Source organism: Leptolyngbya sp. GB1-A1 (assembly GCF_039962475.1).
Taxonomy (GTDB): Bacteria; Cyanobacteriota; Cyanobacteriia; order Elainellales; family Elainellaceae; genus Leptolyngbya_A.
The window spans coordinates 32,244-46,680 of record NZ_JAMPLI010000041.1; the positions used below are offsets into that span (position 1 = coordinate 32,244).

11 protein-coding genes and 1 pseudogene are annotated in these 14,437 nt (G+C 43.9%); all 12 read left to right on the top strand.

From position 1 onward, the window contains the following. Positions 1 to 18: 18 nt before the first annotated feature. Positions 19 to 1,143, top strand: a complete 1,125-nt coding sequence (locus NDI45_RS24395) for a glycosyltransferase family 4 protein (protein ID WP_190789588.1) — start codon at positions 19 to 21, stop codon at positions 1,141 to 1,143. Continuing rightward, positions 1,140 to 2,126 (top strand): glycosyltransferase family 2 protein, encoded by a 987-nt coding sequence (locus NDI45_RS24400; RefSeq protein ID WP_348249223.1) that lies wholly within the window; start codon positions 1,140 to 1,142, stop codon positions 2,124 to 2,126. The genes NDI45_RS24395 and NDI45_RS24400 overlap by 4 nt, the downstream gene beginning before the upstream one ends. Beyond that, positions 2,123 to 3,532, top strand: a complete 1,410-nt coding sequence (locus NDI45_RS24405; RefSeq protein ID WP_348249224.1) for an O-antigen ligase family protein — start codon at positions 2,123 to 2,125, stop codon at positions 3,530 to 3,532. The genes NDI45_RS24400 and NDI45_RS24405 overlap by 4 nt, the downstream gene beginning before the upstream one ends. Positions 3,533 to 3,585: 53 nt before the next feature. Further along, positions 3,586 to 4,701, top strand: coding sequence for a glycosyltransferase family 4 protein (locus NDI45_RS24410; RefSeq protein WP_348249225.1), 1,116 nt, complete (start codon positions 3,586 to 3,588; stop codon positions 4,699 to 4,701). A gap of 64 nt (positions 4,702 to 4,765) precedes the next feature. Further along, on the top strand, positions 4,766 to 5,842 hold the full coding sequence (locus NDI45_RS24415; RefSeq protein ID WP_348249226.1) for a glycosyltransferase family 1 protein: 1,077 nt from the start codon (positions 4,766 to 4,768) through the stop codon (positions 5,840 to 5,842). A gap of 137 nt (positions 5,843 to 5,979) precedes the next feature. Then, complete coding sequence (locus NDI45_RS24420) at positions 5,980 to 7,236, top strand: glycosyltransferase family 4 protein (RefSeq protein WP_348249227.1); 1,257 nt, start codon at positions 5,980 to 5,982, stop codon at positions 7,234 to 7,236. A 24-nt stretch (positions 7,237 to 7,260) separates the two neighbouring features. After that, positions 7,261 to 8,361 (top strand): glycosyltransferase, encoded by a 1,101-nt coding sequence (locus NDI45_RS24425; RefSeq protein ID WP_348249228.1) that lies wholly within the window; start codon positions 7,261 to 7,263, stop codon positions 8,359 to 8,361. Positions 8,362 to 8,455: 94 nt separating this feature from the next. Continuing rightward, positions 8,456 to 9,616 carry a glycosyltransferase family 4 protein gene (locus NDI45_RS24430; RefSeq protein WP_348249229.1) on the top strand — a complete coding sequence of 387 codons (1,161 nt, stop codon included), beginning with the start codon at positions 8,456 to 8,458 and terminating at the stop codon, positions 9,614 to 9,616. Positions 9,617 to 9,802: 186 nt separating this feature from the next. Then, a complete protein-coding gene (locus tag NDI45_RS24435; protein WP_348249230.1) occupies positions 9,803 to 10,939 on the top strand; it encodes a radical SAM protein in 1,137 nt (378 codons plus the stop codon). Positions 10,940 to 11,087: 148 nt separating this feature from the next. Beyond that, the gene (locus tag NDI45_RS24440; RefSeq protein WP_348249231.1) at positions 11,088 to 12,242 is read left to right on the top strand and encodes a glycosyltransferase; all 1,155 of its coding nucleotides are present in this window, start codon (positions 11,088 to 11,090) and stop codon (positions 12,240 to 12,242) included. Between the two features lie 103 nt (positions 12,243 to 12,345). Further along, the gene (locus NDI45_RS24445; protein WP_348249232.1) at positions 12,346 to 13,512 is read left to right on the top strand and encodes a hypothetical protein; all 1,167 of its coding nucleotides are present in this window, start codon (positions 12,346 to 12,348) and stop codon (positions 13,510 to 13,512) included. 333 nt (positions 13,513 to 13,845) lie between these two features. Continuing rightward, a pseudogene (locus NDI45_RS24450) lies at positions 13,846 to 14,319 on the top strand (ABC transporter permease subunit); the annotation flags it as partial. Positions 14,320 to 14,437: the final 118 nt, after the last annotated feature.

Genomic DNA, 14,437 nt, shown 5'->3' on the forward strand with positions numbered 1-14,437 from the left:
TTTTATTAAGGATGGCTTATGAAAATTTGTATTGTGACTCGCAGTGTTATTAAAGGGGATGGCCAGGGTCGGGCTAACTATGAAGTTGTGTGGGAAGCCATCCGACGTGGCTATGAAATCACTTTGATAGCGACAAATGTTGCTCCAGACCTACAGCGAAATAGTAAGGTGACTTGGATCCATATCCCAGTGAAGGGATATCCTACGCAGCTTTTGAGTAGCCTCGTGTTTTCGCAGCGTAGTGAGGCGTGGTTGAAAAAACACCGCCATGATTTTGACATCATACAAGTCTACGGGGCGGTTACCGATGTGGAAGCAGATATCAATACTATCCAATTCGTTCATACTGCCTGGTTTAAGTCACCAATGCATATCTCGCACACCCGCCGAGACAGTTACGGGATTTATCAGTGGCTCTACACTGCACTCAATGCCTCCTGGGAAAGAAAAGCATTGCGTCAGGCAAAGGTCGTTGTAGCCGTTTCTGAAAAGATTAAGCAGGACTTGATTGATGTTGGTGTACTGCCCGATAAGATTCAAATTATCCTTAATGGCGTGGATTTAGAGGAATTCACCCCTGGTTCTACCGAACGCTCATCTCTCGGTTTACCTGAAGGGGTTCCTTTAGCTCTATTTGTGGGTGACATTCGCACAAATCGTAAAAATTTAGATACGGTTTTACGTGCCCTGGGCGAGGTGCCAAATTTGCATCTGGTGGTTGTGGGTGCGGTTGAAGGAAGTCCATACCCAGATCTTGCTGCCAAGCTTGCTGTGGATCAGCGGGTTCATTTTCTAGACTTCCGACGTGATGTAGCAGCCATTATGAAAGCGGTCGATTTGTTTGTGTTTCCTTCACGCTATGAAGCCTGTACTCTGGTTCTTCTAGAGGCGATGGCTAGTGGACTCCCTGTGATTACAGCGGCAACAGCAGGCGGCGCGGAAATTGTCACGCCAGAATGCGGTGTGGTTTTGTCCGACTCAGAGGATGTTCATACTCTCATCCGATCGCTGAATGAATTAGTCAACGATTCTGCTCGTAGAACTCAAATGGGGCAGGCAGCAAGAGCGATCGCAGAACAGCATAGCTGGGTGAGCAAAGCACGAGATTATGTTGACCTATTTGAGGCGCTAGCAGGGTCATGAAAATCAGTGTTCTTGTACCAACCTATCGTCGTCCTCAGGAGCTAGGACGCTGTTTGAAAGCCTTGAAACACCAGACACGGCCTGCCGATGAGATCGTTGTTGTTATTCGTGATATCGATCTGGAGACATGGTCATTTTTTGAAAAGTTTGATGCTGCGCCATTATCCCTTCAACTTTTGAACATTACTTTGTCAGGACAGGTTGCAGCTCTTAATGCGGGGCTGGCAAAGGTAGGCGGAGACATTATTGCAATTACAGATGATGATGCTGTCCCGCGCCCCCATTGGTTAGAGCAGATTGAGGCGCATTTTGCAGAAGATGCCCAAGTTGGCGGCGTGGGGGGGCGAGACTGGGTCTATGCTGGGGAAAGGCTCGAAGACGGTATAAAAGATTTAGTTGGTTGCATCCAGTGGTTCGGTAGAGTAGTCGGCAATCATCATTTGGGGGCAGGGGAACCTCGAGAAGTAGACCTGCTCAAGGGTGCGAATATGAGTTATCGACGAGCGGCGATCGCCAATCTTCGCTTTGATGAGCGGCTACGCGGAACGGGCGCACAGGTTTATAACGATATGGCATTTAGTGTGGCGGTTAAGCGAGCGGGATGGAAACTCATCTACGATCCCAAAGTTGAAGTCGATCATAAGGCAGCAGAGCGATTTGATGAGGATGGACGGAACCAGTACAGCGATATCGCGACAATCAACCTGGTTCATAACGAAACTCTGGTCCTACTAGAATATTTATCCTTCGTACAGCGCTACTTTTTCCTAATTTGGGCAATTGTGATTGGAACTCGACCAGCTCCAGGTTTTTTACAGGCACTTCGCCTGCTTCCTGATGAAGGAAAAATTGTAGTCAGAAGATTGGCAGCATCGTTACGGGGGCGATGGTTGGGTTGGCACACTTGGCAGAAATCGCTAGCCCTGAGTTCTCAACCCCCTGCTAATCAGAGCTGGATTGATCGAGAGGTCAAACAAAGATGACTTTACCGTTCGATACTAATCGTTCCCAAGACACTATCAGAACTGATTCTCGTTGGAGTTTGCAACAAACACCTGCATGGGCAGCGATACTAGGACTAGTAATTTTTACAATACTAGGAATTTTGGCAGGTGCTGGTTTTTCCCGCATCGGTTTTCTAGCATTATCTTTTTCAGTTGGGATATTTCTGTATCAGAGATACCCCGTACTTTATACAGGATTTACTTGGTGGCTTTACTTTCTAACCCCTCTGGTGCGCCGACTTATAGACTATAGAGCAGGCTTTCAAACTGAAGCGATAATCTTAGCAGCTCCCTTTTTAGTGACAGCAATCACGCTACCTGGTTTCATCCGATACATTCTCAAGTCGTACCCTTATCGCCAGACGAACCTACCTTTCGTCCTAGCTTTTGTGGCAATATGCTATAGCTTCCTTATTGGATTAGTTAGCTTAGAGTTTAGTTTTAGATTAATACGTACCTTTGCAGAATGGGTTAGTCCAGTTGCCTTTGGGTTTTTCGTATCTTCTAAATGGCAGAATTATCCTACATACAGGAAAAATACACAGAGAATTTTCCTATGGGGTACTTTGGTAATGGGAGCCTACGGCTTAGTGCAGTTTATCGCAATGCCTCCTTGGGACTCCTACTGGCAGCAAAAAGTAGTTGAAGAAGTGGGTTACGTCAACGCAATTGGCGGTGAATCGGGCACTGCTATCTGGGGTACAACAAATACGAACGGAACCTTGGCTTTGCTACTGATGCCTGGTATATTGCTGCTATTGACTAGGCAAAGTTCCCTGTCTATTCTCGCGGCAGTAATTGGCTGTCTGGCATCTTTATTGACTAACTCACGCACCGCGTGGATCTTAGTGTTGATCGCATTGTTCATCGTAATAGGAAATTTGCGATCGCAACTTCAGATCAAAATAATTCTTTTTGCTTTAGTAGTAGGACTTTTGGTTCTTCCACTAGCAAACATACAACCTTTCTCTGGAATGATTAGCTCTCGCCTGGGAACCCTATCTAACGTTTTGCACGACAGCAGCTTTCAGGGGAGAAGCGCGCAATATACAGAATTCCTTGAAGATGGTCTGCTTAATCCTATTGGTCGCGGTCTGTCCAGTGTAAACCATCCGGATAGCGGAATTATTAATGTGATAGCTGAAATGGGTTGGCTGGGAGCTACGCCTTTCTTAGGCGCATTAATCTTGCTTGTATGGCAAATGTTCCAGGCTTCTAGGGAAAATGATTTGTTTATGTTTGTGGCACGTGCAATTGCTGTTCCCCTAATTATTTCACCAAGCGGCAATTTCTTTTCTGCATTACCTGCCTTTATGATTTGGTTTTTTGCAGGTATGGTTATGGCATCCCACAGATACTATCAGCACCAACTTAATCAACCCTGAAGGAAACAATGAACCTCAAATTATGAAATTCGAATCTGAGGAGGAGACTGCTCTTGAAGAATTTACCTGTACTTCTAGTCTCGCCAGTGGGAGAAATTGGGGGAGGGGAGAAAGTATTCCTTTCCCTAATTGAACGATTGCCAGAATTTCAAGTAGAACCTATTTTAGCTTGTATGCGACCGGGTTCCTTAGTAGAGGCAGCCAGGCAATCAGGGATCAAAGCTTATGCCTTCAAAGCCCATCGGTATCGTGAGTTATCGCTTGTTTGGCAGGGAATCCAGTGGCTAGCTCAAATCATACAAGAAACTGAAGCCCAGTTAGTTCATGCTAATCATGCCAGCCATATCTACAGCAGTTTAGCAACCCGATTTACTAGTGTCCCGGAGATTTGGCACTTACATGACTACCCATACCATTGGGATTGGGTCGATCAAGTGTCAATCAGGTTGCCGACAGACTATGTTATTTTTACAACTCATAAAGTTTGGAGTGGATATCCTCATCTTCTAAAGCGTCCTCACTCGATTATTCCTCCGATCTGTATTGATCCTGCTTACTTACGTGGTCTTACTCCGCAAGATAATATCAGAATTAAATATAATTTAGCTCATAATTCCCTCTTCCTAACAGTTACTCGTATTCAGGAGCACAAAGGGCATCGGTATCTGCTCGATGCGATTCACAAAGTTGTTCAATCTGATCCAAATGTCACCTTTGCAATTGTTGGTAAACCCAGCGATAGCGAGCAAGAACGTTATATGCAAACTCTCCTATCCCAAGCTAACAGTCTTGGAATTGAGCAGCAGGTTAAATTTTTAGGATATGTCAGCGAACCAGATCTCGTCTCTCTCCACCATGAGGCAACAGCCCTGATTCATCCTGCTATAACGGAAGGTTTTGGTTTGGTATTACTGGAAGCGATGAGCTTGGAAACACCAGTAATTGCAGCAGCAGCCGATGGTCCGTGTGAATTGATTGTAGATGGCGAAACAGGATTGATTGTGCCTACAGCAGACAGTGACAGTCTTGCTGAAGCGATTATCAGTCTTTTAAAGAGCCCAGATCTCGCTAAAAACTTAAGCGATCGAGGGAGAGCTACCGCTGAACAGTTTAGTGTAGACAAAATGGTTAAGGCGACGGTGGATGTTTATCGGAGTTTAGTTAGCTAAGCAATCGGTCTAACAAATTCAGTTCGTTTAAAGCCCTGAGCATCTAATTTTCTGTTTATCAGCTATGAAAATGATGAATAAAGCAGCAAATCAGTATTATCTTTACTTACATCAAGGGCAAAAACCTGTTGCCTGGAACCCACCCGATCCCCATCCCCTGGATTGGGTTGACTATACTTACTTTGGCAATGTATTCAAGGCAATGGAGGAAAAGCTTGAGGTTGGCGGTCTTATATTTTACTTTACCTGGAATAGTCTCAAAGAACTTCCGTCCTATGGAAAAAATGTGGTTGTGATTGTGGCAGGAGATGAATGGTGTCGTATACCGACCTATTGCGACAAAGTATTAGCAGTATTCAAATGCTATGGTACAAAACCAATACTAGGCTGTAATCCTTTTTTGCACCCTTCCTATCTGAACATTTTGGCTCTAATTCAGTTTCTAAGAATTGGTTTTTATCGCTTACCTGGCTTGCTCAGTCATGCTCTTCTTCAGTTGAAATACCTTCAACGAAAATCTAGTGAGATATGCCTTATTTACGACATACCATTGGGTTACAATCGGCAGCTAGAGTTGCCTGTCAAGGATCTGGAAGAGCGTGAATATGATGTTTCTTTTGCTGGGAGTATAGAGCATGGAACTTACTCAGTGTGGTCATTAAAACATTTATTTGATACTCCCAAAAGTTTCTCTCGGAGAAAAATGATGTCGAGTATCAAAACATTTGATGCAAAACATCCAGAGCTTAAGATTGAACTCACCGTAACGCCTTCTTTTGGCTCAAGTAAGGACGTGCTTGATAAGGAGAGTTATTCTCAAAGAATGATAAATACCAAAATATGCCTTGTCCCTAGAGGTACATCGTTTGAGACGTTTCGATTTTTTGAGGCAATGCGATATGGCTGTATTGTCATAACAGAGGCTTTACCTACCCGGTGGTTCTATGATGGATCTCCTGCCATTCAAATAAATGACTGGGACGAACTAGAAGAAATATTGACGAGATTGTTAGAGAATAAACACCTCATGCAAGAAAAACATCAAGAATCTTTGAAATGGTGGGAAACAAGATGTTCTGAAGCTGTTGTTGGGAGCTACATAGCTAAACAGTTAAACTCATTAGCATATATCTCTAAATAATATGGAGAACTAGAGGACAGAGGCTGTTCTGCTGCACAAAGAATGCTTCACATCCTCGTACCCTATTTCTATTAAAACTGCTGTAATACCAGAAACGCTTGTGTACTAAATTTGCGTACTACATAAGGATAGGTTTTATGGATCAACCGCTTAGAATTGCCTGTCATGGTTGGGTTGGGAAGCAGTCTGGGAGCGTCGCTTCCGCAAACTTTCTTATTCTTAAGGAGTTATTGAAAAGAGGATTTCAAATTGATTTCTATGGATGGAAAGACTTTGTTGAACCGGAAGAACTCGATAAATATAGCAACTACCGCTATATTGCCATTCCAGACAGGTCCCAACTAAGAGCATTTTTCAATCTTCTACCTAATACTTTAAGCAAAATTTTATTTAGAGCAATTTATCCCCTAGCTCACCTGCTATTTGTCTATCATGCGGATAACCGAGTTTTATACCACGAAATTTTAACCAGAAATCAAAGTACGGAGTACGATTTATTTCTTTGCCTGGGTCTCTATGCACCCTTCAAACTCGAGAATATACCCGTTATTAGTTGGATTCAGGGTCCTCCAAAGACCAACTGGTTCTACATTAAAAAGTCAAAAGAAAAACTAGTTTCGCTTTGTGGACCCATCCTGTACCTTAAATTGATGGTTTTCTATCTTATTAGGGATTTACGGGCAAGGGCAGAAGTTAGAAACAGCGAGTTTCTGATTGCTGGTAGTCAATGGTCGAAAGAACAGCTTGTATCATTTGGTGTACCAGCTCATGCTGTCTTTGCTTTGCCTTATCCAATAGATACAGATTATTTTCAACGAACGAATTCCTCTTCCGTCCAAAGAGTAGATGATACTAAAGTGCTTTTGTGGTTAGGTCGCTCTGAGCCTAGAAAAAGACTCGATCTGTTGCTAGAAGCCTATGCGCTGCTTCTCAAGGAGCGGCAGGATGTTCACCTAAAAATTATCGGTGGATTCGGCTGGGCGGAAGGATATAAAAAGCTCATCGAGCAATTTGAGTTTCCTGGTCATCTGGAATATCAGCCTTCCGTCGATCGCTTGAAGGTTCCGGAATTAATGTCGCAGTGCGATATTCTCATCCAGCCCAGTGAGGGCGAAAATTTTGGCTCTTCCGTTGCCGAAGCACTTTGTTATGGTCTTCCAGTGATTGTGGGTTCTACAAACGGAACTAAAGACTATATTAGCCCTTCTTCCTTCATCTTTGATTCCTATGAGCCCGAATCACTGAAACAGACCATGCTAAAGGCAATTCAAGCGATCGAGGCGGATCGAGAAAAACTGGCTGTCGAAGCTAGGCAGACTGCTGAGAAAAATTTCAGCATTCCTAGGGTTGTAGACTCTCTTGAGGATATTCTTCAGGCAGCTCTAGCCCTCTAACAAATACCCCACCTGACCAAGCCTATGCCTAACCCAAAGCTGATGTTTTTTATTAACGGTACTGAAACCAGTGCTGCGGGTGTTCGTGCACGAATGTTTGCACAGCAACTCTCACCTCAATGGGACATGCAGTTTAACTATAGACCGAGGCGAAAATGGCAAGGTATTATTCCATTCATTCAATCTGCCTTACACTTCAAGCCTGATATTATTTATGTGATGGATACGGCTTACACAGGAGTGCTAGCAGGGTGCCTGAGTCAGCAGTTGATCGGCTGCAAATTAATTACTGACACAGGCGATGTTGCCTATGAACTCGCTAAATCAACTGGCACCTATTCAAAAAGTCAGCTTGTTCTAATTCGCTGGATTGAGCAGATGGCGATCGCCAATTCGGATTGCCTGATTGTACGGGGCAGCTATCACAAGCAGCTCTTAAGAGAGCAGGGCGTTCAGAATGTTGAATTCGTCCCTGATGGAGTTAATACCCAGGCGATTTCAGACATTGACCCGATCACCGCAAAAGCAAAGTTGGGTTTAGGGAATCATCTGGTGGTTGGCTTGATCGGAAGTATGCAGTGGTCTGAGCGGCATCGAATGTGCTACGGCTGGGATATTATTGAAGCACTCAAATTTCTGAAGGGGCTTCCGGTGAAAGCTCTGTTGGTCGGCGATGGCAGCGGTCGTCCAATTCTAGAACATCTTGCCGAGCGATTTGAGGTCAGGGATCAGGTAGTTTTCAGTGGGCAAGTCCCTTATGAAGAATTACCTCATTACCTTGCAGCAATGGACGTTTGTGTTTCCACCCAGTCTAACGATCGAGTTGGGATAGTACGGACTACAGGTAAGCTGCCTCTCTATCTAGCTTATGGTAAGTACGTGATTGCAACCGATGTCGGGGAAGCGAGCCGTGTTCTACCGGAGGTAGGCTGCTTACTGCCCTATACAGGTGTACGAGATGATGAACATCCTGCCCGGCTCGCTGCTCAATTGCAAAAAGTTATTGCAGCACCCTACCTTTTAGAAATTTCTGAGAAGGCTAAACAGGTCGCTAAGGAGCATTTTGATTACGCAATGCTAGCAACAAGGATTGAGAAAATTTGTTTGGATTTGGTGTCTGCCTAATCCAGCTCACATCCTTAAATTGCTTCAGAAGAATGTTTGAAAAGATATCATTAGTATCCAAATTGCCCCTTCACTCGATGGATTAAAGGCAACAATGCTCACTGCTAGCCAATGTAGCTCTACCGTTCTTTGCATCGGCACGGGTTGGTTCCCAAAAACTCCTGGCGGGCTCGATCGCTATGTCTACGAACTTACCCATTATTTAGCAGCAGCAGGGCATCAAGTCGAGCTATGTGGCATTGGGTTACCGGAAACACCGCTTGATTCTCCTGTAAAGCTAACCAATTTAGCCGAGCCGAGCCAGCCATTCTTACATCGGTGTCGATCGCTCCGTTCTAACTTCTTGAAACATACCTGTCAACCTGACGCGATCAATTTACACTTTGCCCTCTATAGTTTTCCGCTGCTGCACAGTCTGCCTGAAGATGTGCCCATTACCTTCACCTTTCATGGTCCCTGGTCTTTAGAAAGCCAGTGGGAAGGAGCGAGCAGTCTCAACGTTTTCTTGAAGTATTGGATTGAGAAGCACGTTTATCGTCGCTGCGATCGCTTTATTGTGCTTAGCAAAGCATTTGGCACGATTCTGCATCATCATTACAGCGTTCCCTGGAGCAAGATCTATATCATTCCAGGTGGAGTCGATACAGCGCGATTTCAAATCACATTATCCCGTCAGCAAGCACGACAGCAGTTAGGCTGGGAACGCGATCGCTTTATTTTGTTCACACCCCGTCGTTTAGTCCAAAGAATGGGACTCGATGTACTGTTTAATGCTTTAGCCGGATTAAAGTCACGGCATTCTGATATCTGGTTAGCAGTTGCTGGGAAAGGACCTCAGAGGAACATGTTGGAGCAGAAGATATCAGAATTGGGATTAGAGAATTACGTTAAGTTTCTGGGGTATTTGCCGGATGAGCATTTACCAATCGCTTATCAAGCAGCTGATTTAACCGTGATTCCAAGTCAATCGCTAGAGGGGTTTGGCTTAGTTTTACTAGAATCTTTAGCTTGCGGTACGCCTGTACTTTGCACGCCAGTGGGAGGAATGCCAGAAATTTTAACCAGCTTTTCTCCTGATCTGATTACGGATACCGCAGATGCCCATGCAATTGAAGCTCGCTTGCGATCGCTCCTCAGTGGAAACCTTCCCCTCCCGTCTCGCGACACCTGCTATGAGTATGCGTCCACCTCGTTTAACTGGTCTAAAATCTCCCAGCAAGTACAGCAAGTTCTTCTAGCTCCAAAAGCAGATTAGCTATTTCCCCAGTTACACGATGAATACTTCTAGATGTGTAGATCTTGCAAATTTTTTAGGGGCTTTGAAGAGCTAATTTAGAATTGCTCATTTGTTCAATAATTAACCGTTATACTAATCGATTAAGGAGAGAGTAGGAGCAGAACGAGATGAAAACAATGAAAGCGAGAATAGGAGCGGGATGAAATGAAAAAGCTGATTAATTCCCTGTTGAATTACAAAGACTCTGGTCGTCTTCAATCAGTATACGTTCAGTCTCTCCTTCGTTACAGCACCCCCAAAAAAATTCTGAATGCGCTTCGGACCGAATACGCTTACCGGCGGCGTTTGGCTTACGTTCCTTCTGCGCCCTATATTCTTTTTCTTGAACCGCTATATTATTGCAACCTTCACTGTCCACTTTGCGATCGTCAAATCTTTTCTGAAGCTCGTAAACGCGATGCAGGCTATCTCTCCCTTGACCTGTACGATCAAATTTTGGATGAGATCAGTGATTATCTATTTCAATGCCAGATTTTTGGACAGGGTGAGCCTTTGCTCGATTGGGAGTTAACCAAAGAAATTGTGCAGCGAACGCACCACCGCCGAATTTTCACGCTCCTGAGCACAAACTGTACCCTAATGACTCCTGAAATTGCCCGCGATATCGTATCTTCGGGTCTCGATCACCTAGTTTGTGCAATCGACGGCATTACCCAAGATAGCTACAGCAAATACCGGATGGGAGGGAAAGTAGAAGATGCACTGGCAGGACTGCGGCTCATCGTCGAAGAACGGCTGCGTCAAAATAGCTCACTGTTTATTGAGTGGCAATTTCTAGTCAATGCCTTTAATGTTGCTGAAATTGAGCAAGCTCGCTCATTAGCAGAACAACTTGGTGTCACCATTCGGTTTGCTCCATTACGCGGGATGGAATACGATACTCAGCTTCAAGCCTACTGGTTGCCGAATACTTCAGCATGGCAAGAAGGTCGAAAAGCTCCTGGGGAAACCTGCTACAACTGGCCCTGTTACTTCCTGTGGCGATCGCTTGTGCTCAATTCCAATGGAAACATAGCTCGCTGTCTAATCTACCAGAATGTTTCTGAATACGGTAGCCCTCACACCCAGTCCGCCCTTTCTCTTTACAATCATTCCAGTGTTCAACGAGCAAGACAGCTCTTTCAAAAAAGAAATGTACCAGATGGTGATTTTCCATCTCCCTGCAATAACTGTTCTTTTTTTGCTCGAGAACATGGAGGTCCCAATCTAGATAAGCTTCAAAGCCTCAGTTCCTTGTCTACATTACCTAATACAGTACCTAATAGTGATTCATTGAGTTAGGCATATCAATTTAATTGGCAGTCAGTCTCCTGTAGGCAGGATATTTACTGGGTTTCCTAAAGAGGGACATTTATCCACAAGCTAGTAAAGTTACAATCGTTAGAGAACAATAAGATCAACGAGCACAGCCCAACGCGATGATGCAGCTATGAAAATTCTATTTTTAGATCAAAGCGGTAATTTGGGTGGTGCTGAACTGTGCTTAGCAGACATTGCAAAGCTCTACTCAGGAGATTGCCTGGTTGCTTTGTTTTCCGATGGTGCTTTCCGAAAATTGTTGGAACACCACTGCATTCCCGTTCAGGTTCTTACAGAAACATCCATTCCGATTCGCAAAGATAGCACCTTGATTCAAGGAGTTAGCAGTATTCGTTCTCTCATTCCTTTAGTAACTAAAGTCGCGAATCTTGCGCGCGGGTATGATCTGATTTATGCAAATACGCAGAAAGCCTTGGTCATCGGTGCTCTAGCTAGTCTTTACTCCAATCGGCCACTGGTCTATCATCTGCACGATATTCTCTCCACCGATCACTTTAGCTATACAAATCGTAGGATCGCCGTGACACTTGCGAATTGGTTCGCTAGGTTAGTAATTGCAAACTCAAAAGCGACCCAAGCTGCATTTGTTGAAGCAGGCGGACGCCGTGACATTGTTCATATTGTTTATAACGGCTTTGATCTCAAACACTATTCCAGGTTTTCATCTCCTGATATTTTGCTTGATATTAATCAAATCAAACAAAATTTGAACTGGAACGATCGCTTTATTGTGGGACACTTTAGTCGTCTCTCTCCTTGGAAAGGACAGCATGTGTTATTGAACGCTTTAGCACATTGCCCTGAGAATGTAGCAGCCTTATTTGTAGGTGATGCCTTATTCGGTGAGCAGGAATATGCTAAATCCCTCTACCAGCAAACTGAAGCATTAGGCTTAGAGAAACGAGTACGCTTTTTAGGGTTTAGAACCGATGTTGTGCCTTTGATGTCAGCCTGTGATTTAATTGCTCACACGTCAACTGCACCAGAACCCTTTGGACGTGTAATCGTGGAGGCAATGTTGTGTGGAAAACCTGTGGTAGCAGCAGCAGCAGGGGGAGCAGTCGAATTGATTGAGGATGGTAGAACAGGATGGCTCTCCTCCCCAGGAGATGTAACCCAGCTAGCAGGAATCATCAGGACTGCTCAAAATCAACCAAATGCTACGCAGGCAATCACTAAGGCAGCGCAATTGCAGGCGAGGCAGGCATTCAATGGGGAACAAACGAATCAACACATTGCCCAATTGCTAAAAACTGTTGTTTAGTGTAGCTAACAGACAGAAGCATGAAATGACTTGTACTTCGAGTAAACCTGCGATAAGTTTTGGTTCAATTGCGTAGCTCAAAACCCATTATCCTTTGTTAAATATGGCTGCAACGAACGCTGTAAGGAAGAAACTATCTAGAGCCGAACAAGTAGCTTGGCTTCTTTTTGCGATCGCTCTGGTCTACAAAGTTTATGCCTGTTTTCAAGTTCCGGTCGTCACTTCTGATGTACTACGACATCTAGGTTATTCTAGCCACGCTTTAGACAATTATTTTGCTCTCTATACTACAAAAGCAGAAGATTTTATCCCTGAGCTTTGGACTCGATACTGGAGCGATCAGCCCTATATCTATCCACCCGTTACCCTAATATTTTTTTACTTATTTTCAGCCTTTCATCTAGGTATCTTTTGGGTCAAGGCAGTTCTTACTTTGATTGATTTCGGCTGTACTTATCTTTTTTATAAACACATCTCCAAGTTCGCTGCACTCCTATTTTTTTGTGCACCTGCCTCACTCTGGTATACCTCTCATGAAGGTCAATTTGAGATTCTACAAACTCTGTTTATTATTCTAAATGTAATTTCTATCAAAAAACAGCAGTGGCGTCTTGCGGGTTTTTATTTTGCAATGTCGATTCAGGTCAAACAGTTTGGAGTATTAATTTTGCCTTGGATGCTATTTGAAATTTGGAAAAACAAGAATGAACAGAGTCAATCATTGGCTAAAATTCTGCATAAATTCTCTCAAGGATTAGTACTAGGATTTATTCCATTTTTAATTTTTTATATTCATGCACCTTGGCTTTTATTTCTACCAATCACTAGCGGTTCAACTAAAATCTACAATCCTTTTGCCTGGAATCTATTTGATCCCACACTGTTTCTTTGGATGTCCCAATGGCTAATTTTATGGAATGCGTTATTTAGTTATGCTCCTCTTATCGTAGCCACTATTGTGGGTGTAATTGCCTGGAAAAAACGAAGATTTAGAACGAGCATCTCTATGGTCCCTTTTGCTTCGTTTTGGCTTATTACCAAGTCGTTGAGATGGGGGCAGTTTTGGTATTCTATTGTTGCACCAGGTTTTCTATTCTGTCTCTCAAAAAAATCCCTGATTCATTTACTCTTGTCGCTTCATTTAATGCAGTGCTTACATAGTATTATTGCAATATTAATAAAACCGATTGGGGCTTTAGAATCACAATATTCTCTTACTTTAATGCAATCTTGCATGTTTGTTTGTGATGCACAGCGTTTGAATTATTGACTGAAATTTAGATGACTGTGGTGCAAAAAGATTGTGCTTTAAAGAGTGTGAGATAATTTGTAACATTCCAGGAAGCTGTCAGATTTAACTACTCAAATCACCGCTTTTTCATCAATTTTTATCATTGCAGATTTTCTCTTTCCTGTCTTCAATTAAATAGCTTAGAATATCTCTTGTAATTCGCTAATTTGTTCAATAAAACGTTCTCTGCCTCTTAGGTAAAGACGCGAACTCTGCCATTCTTGTTCTAGGCCGCAAAAATTGCTGTACTTCATCAAACGCTTGACAAAATCGTTTCGCACTCCTAATCGCTTTAAACCCAAGCATCGAATTGTCAGTGGCTTCGCTTTTATTGTCCTCTGAGGCACCTGGGAAGCTGTTTTACTACTGCGCGTGCTGAGCCTCTCTGAATGGACGCAGGTAATGCTGGGTGCGCTTCTAACGCTATTACGGGTGATCACTGCGCTGATTCATATCGTTATTATGGACAGTTCCGGTAGGTGTTGCGATTGGTCGCAATCCCCGTTTCGCTCAACTTTTGCAGCCCGTGACTCAAATTGCCGCTTCGGTGCCCGCAACTGCCCTGTTTCCCGTTCTCCTGCTCTACCTAGTTCATTGGGGCGGCGGGTTACAGATTGGTGCGATCGTCCTGATGCTGTTGGGTACGATGTGGTCATCCTGTTTAATGTCATTGCTGGGGCACAGGCGATTCCTTCAGAGCTATTTGAAGCAGCTAAAGTTTATCGACTGTCACGAGTGCAGCGGTGGAAAACGCTGATCCTACCGGGGGGTTTTCCTTATCTGGTATAGCTCTACGCAACAGAGATAGGACAGTAACATAGAGGCTAGAAGAGAGTTGGGAAATGCTCATGTCCGCCCCCTACAGCTACGACCTCCGCACTAAAGCAATCGAGGCAGTCAAACG

Bases quoted from the DNA above. Each gene is read 5' to 3' on its own strand.
- NDI45_RS24395 (WP_190789588.1), top strand. From the start codon at position 19: ATGAAAATTTGTATTGTGACTCGCAGTGTTATTAAAGGGGATGGCCAG.
- NDI45_RS24400 (WP_348249223.1), top strand. From the start codon at position 1,140: ATGAAAATCAGTGTTCTTGTACCAACCTATCGTCGTCCTCAGGAGCTA.
- NDI45_RS24405 (WP_348249224.1), top strand. From the start codon at position 2,123: ATGACTTTACCGTTCGATACTAATCGTTCCCAAGACACTATCAGAACT.
- NDI45_RS24415 (WP_348249226.1), top strand. From the start codon at position 4,766: ATGAAAATGATGAATAAAGCAGCAAATCAGTATTATCTTTACTTACAT.
- NDI45_RS24420 (WP_348249227.1), top strand. From the start codon at position 5,980: ATGGATCAACCGCTTAGAATTGCCTGTCATGGTTGGGTTGGGAAGCAG.
- NDI45_RS24425 (WP_348249228.1), top strand. From the start codon at position 7,261: ATGCCTAACCCAAAGCTGATGTTTTTTATTAACGGTACTGAAACCAGT.
- NDI45_RS24430 (WP_348249229.1), top strand. From the start codon at position 8,456: ATGCTCACTGCTAGCCAATGTAGCTCTACCGTTCTTTGCATCGGCACG.
- NDI45_RS24435 (WP_348249230.1), top strand. From the start codon at position 9,803: ATGAAAAAGCTGATTAATTCCCTGTTGAATTACAAAGACTCTGGTCGT.
- NDI45_RS24440 (WP_348249231.1), top strand. From the start codon at position 11,088: ATGAAAATTCTATTTTTAGATCAAAGCGGTAATTTGGGTGGTGCTGAA.
- NDI45_RS24445 (WP_348249232.1), top strand. From the start codon at position 12,346: ATGGCTGCAACGAACGCTGTAAGGAAGAAACTATCTAGAGCCGAACAA.